This window comes from Gordonia terrae (assembly GCF_001698225.1).
Lineage (GTDB): Bacteria > Actinomycetota > Actinomycetes > Mycobacteriales > Mycobacteriaceae > Gordonia > Gordonia terrae.
Genome location: NZ_CP016594.1, coordinates 1606060 through 1624341 on the forward strand (window position 1 = coordinate 1606060; position 18282 = coordinate 1624341).

The 18282-nt window shown below is 68.1% G+C and carries 13 protein-coding genes; 12 read left to right on the forward strand and 1 reads right to left on the reverse strand.

Annotated elements, in window-relative coordinates; translation table 11 throughout:
• Positions 1–211: 211 nt before the first annotated feature.
• The 12 genes from BCM27_RS07315 to BCM27_RS07370 all read left to right on the forward strand — a co-directional run bounded on the left by BCM27_RS07315 (position 212) and on the right by BCM27_RS07370 (position 16454).
• Positions 212–1789 (forward strand): carboxyl transferase domain-containing protein, encoded by a 1578-nt coding sequence (locus BCM27_RS07315; RefSeq protein ID WP_004020089.1) that lies wholly within the window; start codon positions 212–214, stop codon positions 1787–1789.
• Between the two features lie 46 nt (positions 1790–1835).
• A complete protein-coding gene (locus BCM27_RS07320) occupies positions 1836–3911 on the forward strand; it encodes an acetyl/propionyl/methylcrotonyl-CoA carboxylase subunit alpha (RefSeq protein ID WP_172622047.1) in 2076 nt (691 codons plus the stop codon).
• Between the two features lie 119 nt (positions 3912–4030).
• Positions 4031–5176 carry an acyl-CoA dehydrogenase family protein gene (locus BCM27_RS07325; protein ID WP_004020087.1) on the forward strand — a complete coding sequence of 382 codons (1146 nt, stop codon included), beginning with the start codon at positions 4031–4033 and terminating at the stop codon, positions 5174–5176.
• Entirely contained in the window at positions 5173–5697 is a 525-nt protein-coding gene (locus tag BCM27_RS07330) for a MaoC family dehydratase (protein WP_004020086.1), read from the forward strand. The genes BCM27_RS07325 and BCM27_RS07330 overlap by 4 nt, the downstream gene beginning before the upstream one ends.
• Positions 5698–5702: 5 nt before the next feature.
• Positions 5703–6617 carry an HpcH/HpaI aldolase/citrate lyase family protein gene (locus BCM27_RS07335; RefSeq protein WP_004020085.1) on the forward strand — a complete coding sequence of 305 codons (915 nt, stop codon included), beginning with the start codon at positions 5703–5705 and terminating at the stop codon, positions 6615–6617.
• A gap of 55 nt (positions 6618–6672) precedes the next feature.
• On the forward strand, positions 6673–8316 hold the full coding sequence (locus BCM27_RS07340; protein WP_004020084.1) for an AMP-binding protein: 1644 nt from the start codon (positions 6673–6675) through the stop codon (positions 8314–8316).
• Positions 8313–10283 (forward strand): acetoacetate--CoA ligase, encoded by a 1971-nt coding sequence (locus tag BCM27_RS07345; RefSeq protein WP_004020083.1) that lies wholly within the window; start codon positions 8313–8315, stop codon positions 10281–10283. The genes BCM27_RS07340 and BCM27_RS07345 overlap by 4 nt, the downstream gene beginning before the upstream one ends.
• 176 nt (positions 10284–10459) lie before the next feature.
• The gene (locus BCM27_RS07350; RefSeq protein ID WP_004020082.1) at positions 10460–11653 is read left to right on the forward strand and encodes a DUF5336 domain-containing protein; all 1194 of its coding nucleotides are present in this window, start codon (positions 10460–10462) and stop codon (positions 11651–11653) included.
• Between the two features lie 177 nt (positions 11654–11830).
• Entirely contained in the window at positions 11831–13432 is a 1602-nt protein-coding gene (locus BCM27_RS07355; protein WP_004020081.1) for a cell division protein PerM, read from the forward strand.
• 97 nt (positions 13433–13529) lie between these two features.
• Positions 13530–14153, forward strand: a complete 624-nt coding sequence (gene purN, locus BCM27_RS07360; protein ID WP_004020080.1) for a phosphoribosylglycinamide formyltransferase — start codon at positions 13530–13532, stop codon at positions 14151–14153.
• A complete protein-coding gene (gene purH, locus BCM27_RS07365; protein WP_033203692.1) occupies positions 14150–15724 on the forward strand; it encodes a bifunctional phosphoribosylaminoimidazolecarboxamide formyltransferase/IMP cyclohydrolase in 1575 nt (524 codons plus the stop codon). Before purN ends, purH begins: the two co-directional genes overlap by 4 nt.
• Positions 15711–16454 carry a sulfite exporter TauE/SafE family protein gene (locus tag BCM27_RS07370; RefSeq protein WP_081486988.1) on the forward strand — a complete coding sequence of 248 codons (744 nt, stop codon included), beginning with the start codon at positions 15711–15713 and terminating at the stop codon, positions 16452–16454. The genes purH and BCM27_RS07370 overlap by 14 nt, the downstream gene beginning before the upstream one ends.
• 274 nt (positions 16455–16728) lie before the next feature.
• Here BCM27_RS07370 and BCM27_RS07375 read toward each other — a convergent pair whose 3' ends face one another.
• Positions 16729–17967, reverse strand: a complete 1239-nt coding sequence (locus BCM27_RS07375) for an HNH endonuclease (RefSeq protein ID WP_039865874.1) — start codon at positions 17965–17967, stop codon at positions 16729–16731.
• Between the last annotated feature and the right edge of the window lie 315 nt (positions 17968–18282).

The following is an 18282-nucleotide window of genomic DNA, read 5'->3' on the forward strand; positions in this document are numbered from 1 at the left end:
GTGGCCGATCCGGGGTTCCGGTTCGTCGGCGCATCGGTTGTGGCGGCCCGGGGGTGGTGGGCCTGCCACAACAGTACGAGATGACGTGACGCGCGTCACGTCACGCCGCCTGCGCCGGCCGGCGGGATTCCGGCCCGATCCGGGCGTGACATGGGCCACTGCATCGCGTACGATCACTTTCAGTTAATCCCAACTAACTGAAGGGTCGACGGTGACCAGCACGCTCGACGGCTTCCGGGCCGCACACCAGCGCAATCTCGACCTGCTCGGCGAGCGCCTCCGAGACGTCTCCGCCGGCGGTGGGGCGAAGGCGCGCGAGCGTCACGTCGCCCGCGGCAAATTGCTTCCCCGGGACCGGGTCGACGGTCTGCTCGATGTCGGCTCGCCGTTCATCGAGGTCGCGCCGCTCGCGGCCTTCGGGATGTACGGCGACAAGGTGCCCGCCGCGGGGGTCATCGCGGGTGTCGGCCGGGTCGCCGGTCGCGAGTGCATGATCATCGCCAACGACGCCACCGTCTCGGGCGGGACGTACTACCCCGTCACGGTCAAGAAGCACCTGCGCGCGCAGGAGATCGCGGCCGCCAACCGGCTGCCCTGCATCTATCTCGTCGATTCGGGCGGCGCGATGCTGCTTCAGCAGGACGAGGTGTTCCCCGATCGCGATCACTTCGGCCGCATCTTCTACAACCAGGCGACGATGAGCGCGGCGGGGATCCCGCAGATCGCCGCCGTCCTCGGTTCTTCCACCGCCGGCGGGGCCTACGTCCCGGCCATGAGCGACGAGACGGTGATCGTGCGCAATCAGGGCACCATCTTCCTCGCGGGCCCGCCCCTGGTGAAGGCGGCGACCGGTGAGGACGTCTCCGCGGAGGACCTGGGCGGCGGTGCGATGCACTCGTCGGTGTCGGGCGTCACCGATCACCTCGTCGACAACGATCAGCAGGCCCTTGCCAAGGTCCGCGAGATCGTCGCGACCCTCGGACCCCGCGAGGCCGCCCAGTGGGAGACCGTCCCGGTCCGTGAGCCGCTGCGGCCGCAGACCGACATCTACGATGTGGTGCCCACCGACCCGCGAACTCCCTACGATGTCCGGTCGGTCATCGAGATCCTCTGCGACGGAGGCGAATACTCGGAATTCAAGGCGAACTACGGCACCAGCCTGGTGACCGCGTTCGCGCACCTGCATGGTCATCCGGTGGGGATCATCGCCAACAACGGTGTGCTGTTCAGTGAATCAGCCCTCAAGGGCGCTCATTTCATCGAACTGTGTGACCAGCGCCGAATCCCGTTGCTGTTCCTGCAGAACATCACCGGCTTCATGGTCGGCAGGGCCTACGAGCAGGGCGGCATCGCCAAGAACGGGGCCAAGATGGTCAACGCGGTGGCGTGCGCGCGGGTCCCCAAGTTCACCGTCATGGTCGGCGGGTCCTTCGGAGCGGGCAACTATTCGATGTGCGGGCGCGCATACTCGCCGAGGTTCCTGTGGATGTGGCCCAACGCCCGCATCTCGGTCATGGGCGGACCGCAGGCAGCGGACACGCTCGGAACGGTGCGGCGCAACCAGATCGAGCGGTCGGGTGACGAATGGACGGCCGACGACGAGGAAGCGTTCAAGGCCCCGATCCGCGAGCAGTTCGAACGACAGTCCGATGCCTATTACTCGACGGCGCGGCTGTGGGACGACGGCATCGTCGATCCCGCCCAGACCCGGACCCTGCTCGGCCTCGCGCTCGAGACCGCCCGGTACGCACCGCTCGCCGAACCGCGCTACGGCGTCTTCCGGATGTGACCCGACCGTGCCGAAGCCGCTCCCGCCTACCCCGAGGACCCCGACCGTGAGTACCAGAACCATTCGGCCCGCTCGCTCCGCTCCCGGCGCCAGACCCATTCGCAGTGTCCTGGTGGCCAACCGTGGTGAGATCGCCTACCGCGTGATCGACACCCTGCGCCACATGGGAATTCGCAGCATCGCCGTCTACTCCGACGCCGACGCGCAGGCCCGTCACGTGCGCGAGGCCGACGTCGCGGTCCGCATCGGTCCGGCCGCGGCTGCCCAGAGCTATCTGGACATCGGGGCCGTGGTCGCCGCGGCGCGCGCCACCGGCGCCGACGCCGTCCACCCGGGCTACGGATTCCTCTCGGAGAACCAGAAGTTCGCGGCCGCTCTCGCAGAGGCGGGCATCGTCTTCATCGGGCCGCCCGCCGAGGCGATCGCCACCATGGGCGACAAGATCACGGCCCGCGCCGCGGTCACCGCCCGCGAGGTACCGGTGGTACCGGGTCTGTCGCGGCCCGGGCTCACCGACGACGATCTCATCGCCGCGGCACCCGACATCGGTTTCCCGGTTCTCATCAAGCCCAGCGCGGGTGGCGGCGGCAAGGGTATGCACCGCGTCGGGGAAGCGTCCGAACTGCCTGCGGCACTGCAACGAGCACGACGCGAGGCCGCCGCTGCCTTCGGCGACGACGCGCTGTTCCTCGAGCACTTCGTCGACACCCCGCGCCACATCGAGGTCCAGGTCCTCGCCGATGAGCACGGGAACGTGATCCACCTCGGCGAACGCGAGTGCTCGCTGCAACGGCGGCATCAGAAGGTGATCGAGGAGGCGCCGTCGGCGCTGCTCGATGCCGAGACCCGGGCACGTATCGGGGAGGCGGCCTGCGATGCCGCGCGCAGTGTCGGCTACACCGGCGCGGGGACGGTCGAGTTCATCGTGTCGGCGCACCGGCCGGACGAGTTCTTCTTCATGGAGATGAACACCCGCCTACAGGTCGAGCACCCGGTGACCGAACTCGTCACCGGAGTCGACCTCGTGGAACAGCAGATCCGCGTCGCCCGCGGGGAGGTGCTGGGTCTCACGCAGGACGCGATCACCCTGCGCGGACACGCGATCGAGGCGCGCGTGTACGCCGAGGATCCCGCTCGCGGCTTCCTGCCCACCGGCGGCACGATCGAACATCTCGTCCATCCCGACACCTCGCCCGGCAGTGGGATCCGCGTCGACTCGGCCATGCTCGACGGACTGCGCGTCGGCAGCGACTACGACCCCATGCTGGCGAAGGTCATCGCCGTCGGCGCCGACCGCGAGGAGGCCCTCGAACGCCTCGATCAGGCCTTGGCCCACACCCGGGTCCTGGGCGTCGTCACCAACATCGACTTCTGCCGCTTCGTGTTGCGTCAGCAGTCCGTCGTCGACGCGGACCTCGACACCGAACTGCTCGACCGGCTCGTCGTCGACTACGCCGCGCCGGAGCCCACCCCCGAGGCCCAGGTGCTCGTCGGACTCGCGCGCATCGGGGCCCGCGATGCGGGCGATGTCTGGTCCTCGGCGGTCGGATGGCGTGTCGGACCGATCGCCCCGGTCATCACCCGGCTGGTCGCGGGCGGACGGCACTCGACGGTCTCCATCCAGGTCGACGCCGCCGACGCGCGATCGCTCTCGGGAACCGCCACCGTCGTCGCCGACGACGACACCGAGGCGTCCTGGACCGGACACGTGGTCTATCAACCGGCGCAGCCCGGCGACGGACGCGACTCGGACCGGCTGGTCGTCGACGGCGTGTCGCAGTCGTGGTCGAGTGTCCGTGTCGGCGAGAGTTGGTGGGTGGCAGGGCCGTCGGGCACATGGATCCTCGAACTCGCGAAGCCCCTGCTCGACGAGGCCGCCGACGAACACGCCGGTGAGATCACCAGCCCGATGCCGGGCACCGTGGTCGCCGTGGCCTCCCAGACCGGCGACGACGTGTCCGCGGGCCAGTCGATCGTCGTCGTCGAGGCGATGAAGATGGAACACGCACTGACCGCCCCGGTCGACGGCACCGTGGACATCTCGGTGGCGGTGGGGGACAAGGTCGATGCGGGACAGATCCTCGCTGTCGTCGCCACGCCCGCCGGTCCCCTCGATCCCTGAGGTGCGAGGAGCGTAAGCGACGACCCGCCAACTTGATCCCTGAGGTGCGAGGAGCGTAAGCGACGAGCCACGAAGGGCCCCGAACCACCCGTCGACAACCTTCCCAGGAGAACATTCACATGGAACTCACCCAGGAGTACACCGACCTCATCGCAACGGTCCGCGACTTCGCGCAGACCGTGGTGGCGCCGGTGGCCGCGAAACACGATGCCGAGCACAGTTTTCCGTACGAGGTCGTCGCCCAGATGGGCAAGATGGGCCTGTTCGGTCTCCCGTTCGAGGAAGAATACGGCGGCATGGGCGGCGACTACTTCGCCCTGTCGCTGGCGCTGGAGGAGCTCGGCAAGGTCGACCAGTCCGTCGCCATCACGCTCGAAGCCGGTGTGAGCCTGGGCGCCATGCCGATCTACCGCTTCGGTACCGAGGAGCAGAAGCAGCAGTATCTGCCCGAACTCACCGCCGGCACCGCCCTCGCGGGATTCGGTCTCACCGAACCGGGTGCCGGGTCCGACGCCGGCGCCACCGCGACCACGGCTCGCGACGACGGCGACTCGTGGATCATCAACGGCGGCAAACAGTTCATCACCAACTCCGGTACCGACATCACCTCGCTGGTGACCGTGACCGCGGTGACCGGTGTGCAGGACAACGGCAAGAAGGAGATCTCGACCATCATCGTGCCCTCCGGGACACCGGGTTTCACCGCCGAACCGGCGTACAACAAGGTCGGGTGGAACGCCTCGGACACGCATCCGCTGACCTTCACCGACGTACGCGTCCCCAAGGAGAACCTGCTGGGTGTGCGCGGACGGGGGTACGCCAACTTCCTGTCGATCCTCGACGAGGGGCGCATCGCGATCGCGGCCCTCGCGACCGGCGTCGCGCAGGGATGCGTCGACGAGAGCGTGAAGTACGCCAAGGAACGCCAATCCTTCGGCAAGGCGATCGGCGAATACCAGTCGGTGTCCTTCGCCATCGCCCGGATGGAGGCCCGGGCCCATGTCGCCCGGACCGCGTACTACGACGCGGCGGCGAAGATGCTGGCGGGCAAGCCGTTCAAGAAGGAGGCCTCGATCGCGAAGATGATCGCCAGTGAGGCGGCGATGGACAACGCCCGGATGGCGACCCAGATCCACGGCGGCTACGGCTTCATGAACGACTATCCCGTCGCCCGGCATTACCGCGATTCGAAGATCCTCGAGATCGGCGAGGGCACCACCGAGGTGCAACTCATGCTGATCGCCCGCGAGCTGGGGTTCGCATGAGCGCCACGGCGGCGTCCGGGCCGGACGCAAGCGGTGGCGCCGCGGGTCGTCGAATCGTGCAGCGGGGGCTGTGGTTCGAGGAGTTCGACGAGGGCACTATCTACGAGCACCGTCCCGGGCGCACCGTCACCGAGGCCGACAACGTGTTGTTCACGACACTGACCATGAACACGCAGGCGCTCCATCTCGACGCCGCCTGGTCGGCGGAGCAGCCGGGTTTCGGCGGGCAGCGCCTGATCAATTCGATGTTCACCCTGTCGACGATCGTCGGCTTGTCGGTCTCGCAGCTCACCCAGGGCACCCTCGTGGCGAACCTGGGGTTCAGCGAGGTCGCGTTCCCGGCACCGCTGTTCGCGGGCGACACGCTCTACGCGGAGACCGAGTGCACCGGTAAACGCGAATCGCGGTCGCGCCCGGGCGAGGGCGTGGTGAACTTGACCCACATCGGACGCAACCAGCACGGCGAGGTCGTCGCCCGCGCCGCACGAGCAACGCTGGTGCGCAGGCAACGGACGGAGTGACGACGATGTTCTTCGAGGATCCACCCGGCGGCCCGGTCGCAGGTTCCGGACTGGCGGGGCAACTCACCAACGCGTGGTTGCCGCCCGGGCCGGCCCTGCTGTTCTGCCCGGCCGACCGTCCGGAGCGATACCAGAAGGCCCTCGACCGCGCCGACGTGGTCATCATCGACCTCGAGGACGCGGTGTCGCCGGCCAACCGCGCGGCAGCCCGGGAGGCACTCGTCGCCCATCCCGTGGACCCGGATCGCACCATCGTGCGGATCAACCCGGCCGGCACCGGCGACTACCGGCGCGATCTCGCGGCCGTGGCGGAGACGAACTATCGGGTGGTGATGCAGGCCAAGGCCGAGGACGTCGCCTCGATCCTGGACACCGCGTTCCAGACGATCGCGTTGATCGAGACGCCGCTCGGCGCGACCCGGGCCCGGGACATCGCGGCGACCTCCAACTGCATCGGACTCATGTGGGGGGCAGAGGATCTCGTCGCCGGCCTGGGCGGAACGTCGAGCCGGTTCGGTCCCGGCGAATCCCGCCCCGGCGAGTACCGGGACGTCGCGAGTTGGGTGCGCTCGATGGTCCGCATCGCGGCCGCCGCGCACGGCAAGTTCGCCGTCGATTCGGTGCACCTCGACATCGAGGACGTCGACGGACTCGTGGCCGAGGTCCGCGATGCGGTGGCACTGGGTTACACCGCCACCGCGTGTATCCACCCGTCTCAGGTCGATCACATCCGGGACGGTTACCGACCGTCCGACGAGGCGGTCGAATGGGCGCGCCGGATTCTCGACGGCGCCGCTGACCACGCGGGCGGGGTGTTCAGCCTCGACGGCCAGATGATCGACGGACCGGTTCTCCGCCAGGCCGAGGTCGTCCTCTCCCGCGTCAGCGATACGCGTCCCGATCCCGCCGGCGAGAACTGACCGAACATCCCCACCCCACCAGGGCAACACGCCCGACGACAGACCGGAGCAGAACATGAGCACCGAGGCTCACCCGAAGCCTGCACACACGCGCGGTGAGGAGACACCGGCACTGCTCGCCGAGACCATCGGCGCCACTCTGGCCCGCACCGTCGAGACCTACGGCGACCGAACCGCCCTGATCGATGCCGCGGCGCGACGGGAATGGCGGTATTCCGAGTTCCACCGAGACGTGCGTGCCGTCGCGGCCGGTCTGCTGCGACTGGGTGTGTCGGTCGGCGACCGAGTCGGACTGTGGTCGCCCAACCGGTTCGAATGGGTTCTGACGCAGTACGCCGCCGCCGAGATCGGTGCGATCCTGGTCAATCTCAACCCCGCCTATCGCCAGAACGAGATCGAGTACGCGCTGCAGCAGTCCGGGACGGGCGTCGTGCTGGCCGCCGAGAGTTTCAAGGACTCGGCGTACGCATCGATGCTCGAGCAGGCGCGCTCGCGGTGTCCGGAACTGCGCGAGGTCGTGCTCTTCGACTCCCCGGGGTGGGACGCACTGTGCGCCGACGCGAGTGCCGACGAACTCGAACGTGTCGCCGAGATCGCCGCGTCGCTGTCGCCCGACGATCCGATCAACATCCAGTACACCTCGGGTACAACGGGATTCCCGAAGGGTGCGACACTGTCGCACCGAAACATCGGGAACAACGGGTATCTCGTCGGCGAACTGCTGAACTACACCGCCGACGACCGGATCTGTCTCCCCGTGCCCTTCTACCATTGCTTCGGCATGGTGATGGGCAATCTCGCGGCCACGAGTCACGGTGCGGCGATGGTCATCCCGGCGCCGGCGTTCGACCCGCGCGCCACCCTCGACGCGGTTGCGGAGTACCGCTGCACCAGTCTCTACGGCGTGCCCACCATGTTCATCGCCGAACTCGATCTGCTCGACGACGGGCTCGACATCGACCTGTCGAGCCTGCGTACCGGCATCATGGCGGGGTCGCCGTGCCCGGAGTACGTCATGCGGCAGGTGGTCGACCGCCTGCACATGCGCGAGGTGTCGATCTGTTACGGCATGACCGAGACGTCGCCGGTGTCGACGCAGACGCGGGTCGACGATCCGCTGGAGTTGCGCGTCACCACCGTCGGCCGGGTCGGCCCGCACCTGGAGATCAAGATCGTCGACCCCGGCACCGGTGAGACCTCCGGACGCGGCGTGACGGGCGAATTGTGCACGCGCGGTTACTCGGTGATGACCGGATACTGGAACGAACCCGAGAAGACCGCCGAGGCCATCGACGCCGACGGCTGGATGCACACCGGCGACCTCGCCGACATGGACGACAATGGATATGTCCGGATCACCGGGCGCATCAAGGACATGGTGATCCGCGGCGGGGAGAACATCTACCCGCGCGAGATCGAGGAGTTTCTCTACACCCATCCCGACATCCTCGACGCCCAGGTCATCGGCGTGCCCGACGAGAAGTACGGCGAAGAGCTGATGGCGTGGGTGCGCCTGCGCGACACCGCAACCGAATTCACCGCGGACGACCTGCGGGAGTTCGCCACCGGCAAGATCGCGCGGCACAAGATCCCGCGGTATGTCCATGTGGTCGAGGAGTTCCCGATGACCGTCACCGGAAAGGTCCGCAAGGTGGCGATGCGGGACGAGGCGGTTTCGATTCTCGAGCAGCTGCGATGATCATCACGAGTGAGGCGGTGCGGACCGCGGACACTCAGATGAATCGCTTCGGGCGTTTCGTGCAGGAGCGATTCGGGGTCGACACAAGCGAGTACGACACCCAATGGTCGTGGTCGGTGCGGCAACCGGCACAGTTCTGGCGTGCGGTCTGGGAATTCTTCGACCTCGACGCCCTCGCCGCGGAACCCCTCGATCCCGGGGACGAGGCGGTACTCGCCGACGACCGGATGCCCGGGGCCGTCTGGTTTCCGGACGTCCGCCTGAACTACGTCGATCAGATCCTGCGGCACGCCACTCTGCCCGGTGCCGCGATCGTCGGGATCGACGAGGCGGGGGAGCGTTCGGAGATCGCCTGGTCGGAGTTGCCGTCGCAGGTCGCCGGCCTGGCGTCGACACTCCGTGCGCACGGGGTGGGTCCCGGCGATGTGGTCGCCGCGTACCTGCCCGACATCCCCGAAGCCGTCATCGCCTTCCTCGCCACCGCGTCTCTCGGCGCGGTCTGGTCGGGATGCGGTCAGGACTATGCGCCGCAGGGCGCGGCCGGTCGCCTCGGTCAGCTCGCGCCGAAGGTGCTGTTCACCGCGGCCGGCTATCGCTACAACGGCAAGGTGGTCGACAAGCGCTCCGACAGTGCGGAGCTGGCGGGCCTCTTGCCGAACCTCTTCGCGCACATCACGATCGGAGCCACCGATCCGGGGTCGTCGACCGTCGACTACGCGCAGGCATGCAGCGGCGACCCCGGCGACTTCCGGCCGCTACAGGTGCCCTTCGACCATCCGTTGTGGGTGCTCTTCAGTTCCGGCACCACCGGACGGCCCAAGGGGATCGTCCACGGGCACGGCGGAGTTCTCCTCGAGCATCTGAAAGCCGGTGCCCTGCACGGTGATCTGTCTGCGGACGATGTGTTCTTCTGGCAGACGGCGCTCAGCTGGATGATGTGGAACTATCAGGTCGCCGGACTTCTCTGTGGTTCGCGGATCATCTGCTACAGCGGCTCGCCCCTGTACCCCGACGCCGACCGACTCTGGCAGATCGTCGACGACGAGCGGGTCACCTACTTCGGCACGAGTCCAGGTCAGTTGCAGGCGTCGCGAAAGGCGGGACTGGAGCCCGGGCGTCGGCACGATCTGAGCCGGCTGCGGACGCTCGGGAGCACCGGATCATCCCTCGCGGCAGATCTTTTCACCTGGGTCGACGACCACGTCCGGCCCGGCCTGCCCATCTCGTCGATCAGTGGCGGCACCGACATCGTCTCCGCGTTCGCCGGTGGCTCGACCGGCGAGCCGGTGGTGCCCGGTGAACTGTCGGTCCGTTACCTCGGTGTGGCGCTGGAGAGTTGGTCGCCCGCAGCCCGCCCGCTGGTGGGGGAGGTGGGCGAACTCGTCGTCACCGCCCCGATGCCGTCGATGCCGGTGAGCTTCTGGGACGATCCCGACGGTGCGCGATACCGCGCCGCGTACTTCGCCCACGAATGGGAGGGCGGGGCGTCGAAGCCGGTCTGGCGGCACGGCGACTGGGTGACCGTGACCGAACGCGGGTCGCTCGTGATCCACGGCCGTAGCGACGCGACGTTGAACCGTCACGGGATCCGGATGGGATCGGCCGACATCTACGAGGTCGTCGAAGCGCTCGACGAGATCGCGGAGGCGTTCGTGCTCGGTGTCGACGGACCGGGCGGCGCCTACTGGATGCCGCTGTTCGTCACCCTCGTCCCCGGCGCAACGCTCGACGATGACCTGATCGGCCGGATCGCGGCCTCGGTCCGCGACCGGCTCTCCAAACGCCATGTGCCCGACGAGGTCATCGAGGCCCCCGGAATCCCGCACACCCGGACGGGAAAGAAACTCGAGGTTCCGGTCACCGCGATTCTGGCCGGCCGATCCGAGGTCAACATCGACCCCAAGGCGGTCGACGACTATGCGCTGATCGACTGGTACGCCGAGCAGGGGCGCGCACACCGCTGGTGAGCACGGCCCATGGCCCGATGAGGGGGCCGCGTTGTGCAAGGGTCATGGGACCCGGCGGGCATGTGTACTAGCGTGGGGAACAGTTCTGCGCTCGTGGGGGGCGACGGCCGGACGCCGTCACCTCGACGTGACCCGCTGATCCAGACCGACCGACCCGACCCGACCAGGAGATCGCGATGACCTACCCACCCGGCGGCTACGGGCAACAGCAGCCCGAGTCCGGACAGTCTTACGGCCAGTACGGCAATCAGTCCGGCTACCCGCAATCCGGCGCCCACAACACCGGTCCGCAGGCGAGCCCCGCGCCCGGCTCCGACCAGTACGGCCAGGCGCAGCAATACGGGGGCCAGCAGGGTTACGGCCAGCAGTATGGGCAGGCCGGCCAGTCCTACGGGCAGGGACAGCCCGGTTACGGACAGAGCCCTGCGCAGGGCTATGGCGACCAGGGTTACGGCCAACCCGGGTACGGCCAGCAGGGCCAGCAGGGCTACGGCCAGTACGGGTACTCCCAGCCGCCGGTCAAGCAGCCGAGCCAGGGACTCCCGGCCATCACCCCGGTGCTCCTCGCGGCCGCCATCGGCGCCTTCGGCCTAATCGTGCTCTTCAGCGGATTCCTGTCCGCGGCCGAGACCTATGACTTCGCGCTCAAGTTGTTCCAGACGCAGTACAACGCCCCGTACACGCTGATCAGCGTTGCCGGAATCCTCGCGCTCATCTCACTGATCCCGGGCATCAAGGTGCCGGCGGCTCCGATCGTGGCGTCACTGGCGATCACCTCGTTCCTGATCACCCTGTTCCAGTTCCTCAACATCGACGACAACGGTGCCGGGGCGATCGTCCTGCTGATCTTCACCCTTCTGTCCGCGGTCCTCGCCGTCGTGTGGTTGCTCACCGATGCCGCCGTCATCAAGGTGGCACCCGCGGTGGGCGATGCCACCGCAGCCGTGGCCCCCGGCTCGTCCGCCGCGACGCAGTCCGACACCGGTGCGCATCAGCAGACGGGCGGATACGGCGACGCGCAGACCACTGCCTACGGCACCGGGAGCGCGCAGGCGCAGTACGGCCAGCAGGCATCGGCCAACTACGACCCGTCGGCCTACTCGCAGTCATCGGGTGCGTCGACGACCGGTCAGAGCGGATACTCCGCCGGAACGGGGGAGTCGTCGGCGTCGGCCGCCGGTGCGGCCTCCGGACACGGCGAATCGGGCTACGGCGACTACCGCCCCGGCCAGTACGGGGCCGGCGCCTCGGGTGCATCCCCTTCCGCACCCGGCGCCTCCGCGAGCCCCGCGGGCACCGACACCCCGGCCGGAGACCACTCCACCACGGTCTTCCAGAAGCCGGAGCCGCCCACCGGAAGCGGCAACTGACCCCTCGCACTCGGTGCCCCGTCGACCATCGGTCGGCGGGGCACTGTGTTTCGCCGTCGGCCGAGCCGGCCCCGCCGGTCGGGCCGGTGCGAAGCCGCTCGGTGAGCTGTCTCCCTTTCGCGGCTCACTCGGCGCGTCTACGACGGCGTCGGCCGGGACCGTGTCAGGCTCATGACGATGCCTTCCCTCAAGCCGGACCCGACCACGGACAATCTGGCGTCGCAGCTTCGTAACCTGCGGCGATCGCGTCGTGCGCAGCGCACGGCGGCCGAGGGTTCGGCCCGCCAGCTCGCGGTGGTGGCGTTCACCGTTCCCGCGATCGCGCTGGTGACCCTGATCGTCGTCATGCTTGCGGTGCTGCTCTTGGCCGGCAGCGGCCTGACCGGACTCCCGAGCGCGATCGCCTCGGGTTGGTTGGCCATCCACCAGGTGCCGGTGACGATCAGCGGGGTCACCGTCGGCGTGCTGCCGCTGTTGCCGACACTGATCGTCGCCGCCGGTACGGCCCGGCTGACGGCTCGGGCCGTCTCGATCGGCACGAACTCGGCCGAACGCGATCGGCACGATCTGTTCGACCTGGGGGCCGTCGTCTTCTCGGCGGTGATCGGCCCGGTGCTGATCACCGCGATGTCGTTGGCCGTCGTGATGGACGGTGGATCGGTCCTGCCGATCCAGACGCCCAGCGCGCTCGTCGCGTTCCTGTACACGCTGGGCGTGCATGGTGGCGCCGCCCTGGCCGGGATCGTGTGGAGTCGACGCCGGGACTTCGCGGTCCGTGGGCGCGTCTCCCACGCCGATCGTCGAGGCTTCCGATACGGACTGGTCGCGGCACTGATGCTGCTCGTCGCCGGCGCCGTACTCGTGTGCCTGCGCATGCTGATGCGGCACGGGCAGATCGGTGAGCTGATCGAGACCGGTTACGACTTCGACGGATTCCTGGGACTCTGCCTGCTCTCGGTGCTGTATCTCCCGAACGTGATGGTCGCCGCGATGGCGGTGCTCGTCGGTTCCGACGTGCAGCTCGGCGCGATGACGGTCGATCTGTTCACGGTTCGCGGTGGCGCCGTGCCGCCGGTCCCGGTGCTCGCGGTCCTGCCCGACGGGCCGGGCGCCGGAGCCTGGGGATTCGTCGGTCTGCTCGTGCCGGCCGGCGTCGCGGGCTTCGCCGGCTGGCGATGCCGAGACCTCGATCCCATGGCTCATGTGCGTTCGGTGGGAGTCGCCGCGGCGGTGGCGGCCTCGGCGGTCGCCGTCCTGACCGTCGCGGCGGGCGGCACGCTCGGGGAGTTCGGTGACGTCGCCGTCACCGTGTCGGCGGCCGGGGTCTTCACGCTGGGCTGGATCGCGGTCGTCGGCCTGCTGATCGTGCTGGTGTACGCCTTCCTGCCGTCGACCCGCGCAGCCCGCCTCGCCGTCGGCGACGAGTACTTCGACGACCCGCTCGATCCCGGTTACGAGGACGAGTACGTCATCGTCACCGACCTGGACGAGGACGATGAGTACGCGGAGTACTCCGAGTTCGACGACGGTGACTACGAGGATGCCGATCACGACGGTTACGAGTACGACGACGAGGTTGTCGACGACGAGCCCCGCGACGACGAACCTCTCGACGATGCCGACGCACGCGACGACGGTTCCGTGGTCGCCGACTCTCCGTCCGGTTCCGAACCGGCGGCGAACCGCGTGTACGACGACGATCTCGATGAGACCGATCTCGCCGACAATGCGGACTACGACCTCTATCCCGGCTCGCACGGCACGTCCCGGCAACGCTGAGGCGAACCCCGCCGGCAGGGCGCCCCGGTGCGCGGCCGTCCCGACGGCGTCGCACCCGGCTCGGGTGGCGCAACGTGCGGCGATTAGTCTCGACGACGTGACATCCCCGACGGCACCCGGCCGCACCCCGCTGGTGGTGATGGCGTCGGGCACCGGTTCGCTGTTGGAGTCGCTGATCGCGCGCGGTGGCGCCGAGGATTCCCCGTTTCGGGTTGCGGCGATCGTCGTCGACCGTGTGTGCCGCGCGCAAGAGGTCGCGCAGCGCAACGAGATCCCGCTCATCACCTGCCGTGTCGCCGACCACGCCGACCGCGCGACGTGGGATCGTGCGCTGACCGAGCAGGTCGCCGCGATCGGACCGGAGTGGGTGGTGACCGCCGGGTTCATGAAGATCCTCGGCCCGGCCTTTCTCGGACGGTTCGGTGGACGTGTCGTCAACAGTCACCCGGCGCTGCTGCCCGCCTTCCCGGGCGCCCACGGTGTCGCCGAGGCACTCGACTACGGCGTCAAGGTCACCGGCGCGACGGTCCACCTGGTCGACGAGGGCGTGGACACCGGTCCGATCCTCGCCCAGCAGGTGGTCACCGTCGATGTCGACGACACCGCCGACACCCTGCACGAGCGAATCAAGACGGTCGAGCGCGTGTTGCTCGCCGACGTGGTGGCCGCACTGGTCACCAGAGGAGTAGTCATCGATGGACGAAAGGCCCGCATCCCGTGAACGCACACAGCCCTGACAGTTCTCGTCGACCGATTCGGCGCGCTCTGGTGAGTGTCTACGACAAGAGCGGTCTCACCGATCTCGCGACGGCGCTCCATGCGGCCGGGGTGGAGATCGTGTCCACCGGATCGACCGCGAAGACCATCGCAGGCGCGGGTGTCCCGGTCGTCGAGGTGTCGACGCTGACCGGCTTCCCCGAATGTCTCGACGGGCGCGTCAAGACCTTGCACCCGAAGGTCCACGCGGGCATCCTCGCCGACACCCGAAAGTCCGATCATGTCGCGCAGCTCGACGAGTTGGGCGTCGCCGCATTCGATCTCGTCGTCGTCAACCTCTACCCGTTCACCGCGACGGTGGCCTCGGGCGCGACGCCGGACGAGTGCATCGAGCAGATCGACATCGGCGGTCCGTCGATGGTGCGCGGCGCAGCCAAGAACCATCCGTCGGTCGCCGTCGTGGTCGATCCCGAGGACTATGCACGGGTGACCGAGGCCGTTGCCGCGGAGGGCTTCTCCCTCGCCGACCGGAAGGAGCTCGCGGCAAAGGCGTTCCGGCACACCGCCGACTACGACGTCGCGGTGGCGTCGTGGATGTCGAGCGTCGTTGCGCCCGAGGACGACTCGCAGTTCCTGGCGTGGGCCGGGGCGACCTGGACCCGCTCCGCGGTGCTGCGCTACGGCGAGAACCCGCACCAGGCGGCCGCGCTGTATGTCGGGAACGCCGGCGCCGGCGGGGTCGCGACCGCCGAGCAGCTCCACGGCAAGGAGATGAGCTACAACAACTACACCGACGCCGATGCCGCCTGGCGCGCCGCGTACGACTTCGATGCCCCGGCGGTCGCGATCATCAAACATGCGAACCCGTGCGGGATCGCCATCGGTGCCGACATCGCAGAGGCGCATCGGAAGGCGCATGCCTGCGATCCGATCAGCGCCTACGGCGGTGTCATCGCCGCGAATCGCGAGATCACCGTGGAGATGGCCGAGCAGGTCGCCGAGATCTTCACCGAGGTCATCGTCGCGCCCGGTTTCGCCGACGGCGCGCTCTCGGTCCTGACCCGAAAGAAGAACATCCGAGTCCTGGTGGCCACCCCGCCGGCGGCGACCGGGATCGAGACCAAGCCGGTGTCGGGCGGATTGCTGATGCAGCAGCGTGACGTCCTCGACGCCGACGGTGACAATCCGGCCAACTGGAACCTCGTGGCCGGACCGCCGGCCGACAACCAGACTCTCGCCGACCTCGAATTCGCCTGGCGGGCCTGTCGTTCGGTCAAGTCCAATGCCATTCTGCTCGCCTCCGACGGTGCGTCGGTCGGGGTGGGCATGGGGCAGGTCAACCGCGTCGACTCCGCGCATCTCGCCGTGCAGCGCGCGGGTGACCGAGCGGCAGGCAGCGTCGGGGCGTCGGATGCATTCTTCCCCTTCCCGGACGGACTGCAGGTACTGCTGTCGGCCGGGGTGAAAGCCGTTGCCCAGCCCGGCGGATCGATTCGCGACAACGAGGTGATCGAGGCGGCCGATGAGGCGGGCGTGACGCTCTACCTCACCGGGGCGCGCCATTTCGCTCACTGAGCTCGCTCTACTGGTCGTCGCCGGGTTCGGCGCCGGCCTGATCGGCTACATCACCGGGCTGGCCTCGATCGTCAGCTATCCCGCGCTGCTCGCCGTCGGACTCAGTCCGATCGCCGCCAACGTCACGAACACGGTCGCGCTGGTCGCCGTCGGGGTGGGGAGCACCGCACAGTCGGGACGCTCCCTCCTCGACGGTGACCGGCGGCGTCTGATCATCGGCGCAGTCGCCTCGCTGATCGGCGGCACGGTCGGTGCGGTGCTGCTGCTCTCGACGCCGGCCGAGGCGTTCGAGGCCGTTGTGCCGTTCCTCGTGGCGATCGCCGCGGTCGCGCTACTCGTACAACCCGTCCTGCGACGCTGGGCGACCTCACACGTCGAACGACCCTGGGTGTTCATCCTGGGATTGACGCTGATCTCGGTGTACGGCGGATACTTCGGCGCGGGGGCCGGGATCATGATCCTCGCGCTGATGCTCGTGGTGACCAGCGAACCATTGTGGCGCGCAGCATTGTCCAAATCGTTGTTCCTCGGCATCGCCAACACGGTCGCCGCCGTCGGATTCATGATCTGGGGACCCGTCGAGTGGTGGGCGGCGCTCGCCATGGCCGTCGGCTGCCTGGCCGGTGGATGGTGTGGTCCGCCCGTGGTGAAACGCCTACCGCCCGGACCACTTCGGATCGTGGTCGGAGTCTGCGGACTCGGGCTCGCGGGGTGGCTCGCGTTCAGTTGAGGCGTCGGCCTCGGGGACGACCCCGGCCGACAACCGCTGCTCCGCTGCTGTCTGATCCGGGGGAACCGCGGACTCGCCGGCCCCCGCTGATGCTCCTGGTTGCGAGGACGGAGTAGCGACGAGAATTCGCAGTGCGGCCCGTTCCCGGCCCACGATTCGACCGGGAACGGGCCGCACTGCTGTGTCACTGTGGAGTTGTCAAGGGACGGATGCGGTCCCGAGCAAGGATCGGGTGCGGGAAGGCGCTGCGCGAGGGTTCTGGTCGATGGGAGTGTCAGGCGGCGTTGTCGAGGCGCATGGTGCGTCGGTTGTGGGCGGGTCGTGGTCGGCGTTGTGGGTCGATCGAGGCGGGTGGCACCAGCCAGGGGTGGCGGTCGAAGCCCATGACGATGTCCCACCCGTGGTGGTGGACTTGGGTGTGGCAGCGTTGGCAGAGCAGGCAGCCGTTGTCGAGGTCGGTGGGTCCGCCGTCGGCCCAGTGCTCGATGTGATGCACCTGGGTGTGTGATGGTGGTGCACCGCATTTGATGCAGCATTGGTCTCGCACGATCGTCGCTCGTCGTAGGTGTGGTGGGAACAGGCGGTGGGTGTGGCCCATCTGTAGCGGTACACCTTCGCCGTCGAGGACGATTTCGGTCAGCGACCCGTCGCACGACAGCTGTTTCGCTGTTGCATGGCTGACGGATCCGGTCCAGGGCAGGGCGGCCGGGTCTCCGGTGGCGGGGATCGTGAGCATGAGTTGTGTCCGTGGGGAACCAACGGTGTCGAGGGTGGCTCCGAGTGCGGCTTGGTCCAGAATCAGTTCGAAGGCGTCGGCGCGGCGTTGTTCTGCGGTGCGGCGGTCGTCGGCGCCGTCGGGTTCGGGGCGTGGGCAGGATCGTTCGTCGATCATGGCCATGAACTTCTCGCCAACCACCTGGGTGACGTCGGCGCGGATGTCGACACGGCCGTCGTCAGTGGTGTGCGCGTTGACTGAGTTCAGCGCTGCGTCGTCGGCCGCGGGTACACCGGTGTCGGAAGCGCCGGCAAGGCTGTTGGTGATGACTCGGGCGTGCTTGAGTACTTCTGTTGGCGTCGCACCGGACAGCGCCTGAGTGAGGATCTCCAACTCGTACGAACTCATGTCGTCGTCGGAAAGAGGTTCGCCACAACGCTTCTCGATCTCGTTCAGTCCGCGCACGATCGCGTCGACGATCTCGCTGGTCAGTCGCCCATCAGCGGCGTGACGAGCAAGTGTGGGGAGGGTGGGTAGGGCGTCGACGCTGCGCATGACGCGGTGGGCCGAGCTCGGTGCGTGCCCTGACTCGATCAGCATCCTCTTGGTGGTGCTCCCGACTTTCTGTGCGACGCCGAGTTCGTCGAGTTGTGCTGTGTGGTTGACGATCTGGTGGTCGGCGATATTGCGTATGAGTCGAAGTGTGTTCAGTGCGTCGAATGTTGCTGCGCCGGTGGGGTCGTCGGTGGGCGGGGTGGTCTCGATGAGGTGGTCGAGGAGAATGGCGAGCTCTGGCATGTCTCCACTGTACGGGAACGTTCGTTCGATTTCGAGGAAATTCCACAACCGATATTCGCGAAATCATCTACTGTGCACCGTATTTCGTCGACTGTGCGTCGTTTCCCGTTGACTGTGCGTGGATCGTTCACATGGGTGAACTCCTGTCCCATCCGTCTCGGATTTGGCTCGCTGTCGAACAATTGAGTCCGAGATCTTTGGGCTGAACCCCGTTGCGAACCCTTCGAGGCTCGTCGCTTGCGCTCCTCGCACCTCAGGGGGGCGGGGGAGGTCTCGTCGCTTGCGCTCCTCGCACCTCAGGGGGGCGGGGGAGGT

What these genes read in the sequence shown, in the direction of transcription:
- BCM27_RS07355 (WP_004020081.1), top strand. Translation starts at nt 11,831, where the DNA reads ATGCCTTCCCTCAAGCCGGACCCGACCACGGACAATCTGGCGTCGCAG.
- BCM27_RS07375 (WP_039865874.1), bottom strand. Translation starts at nt 17,967, where the DNA reads ATGCCAGAGCTCGCCATTCTCCTCGACCACCTCATCGAGACCACCCCG.
- BCM27_RS07325 (WP_004020087.1), top strand. Translation starts at nt 4,031, where the DNA reads ATGGAACTCACCCAGGAGTACACCGACCTCATCGCAACGGTCCGCGAC.
- BCM27_RS07350 (WP_004020082.1), top strand. Translation starts at nt 10,460, where the DNA reads ATGACCTACCCACCCGGCGGCTACGGGCAACAGCAGCCCGAGTCCGGA.
- BCM27_RS07345 (WP_004020083.1), top strand. Translation starts at nt 8,313, where the DNA reads ATGATCATCACGAGTGAGGCGGTGCGGACCGCGGACACTCAGATGAAT.
- BCM27_RS07340 (WP_004020084.1), top strand. Translation starts at nt 6,673, where the DNA reads ATGAGCACCGAGGCTCACCCGAAGCCTGCACACACGCGCGGTGAGGAG.
- BCM27_RS07330 (WP_004020086.1), top strand. Translation starts at nt 5,173, where the DNA reads ATGAGCGCCACGGCGGCGTCCGGGCCGGACGCAAGCGGTGGCGCCGCG.
- BCM27_RS07335 (WP_004020085.1), top strand. Translation starts at nt 5,703, where the DNA reads ATGTTCTTCGAGGATCCACCCGGCGGCCCGGTCGCAGGTTCCGGACTG.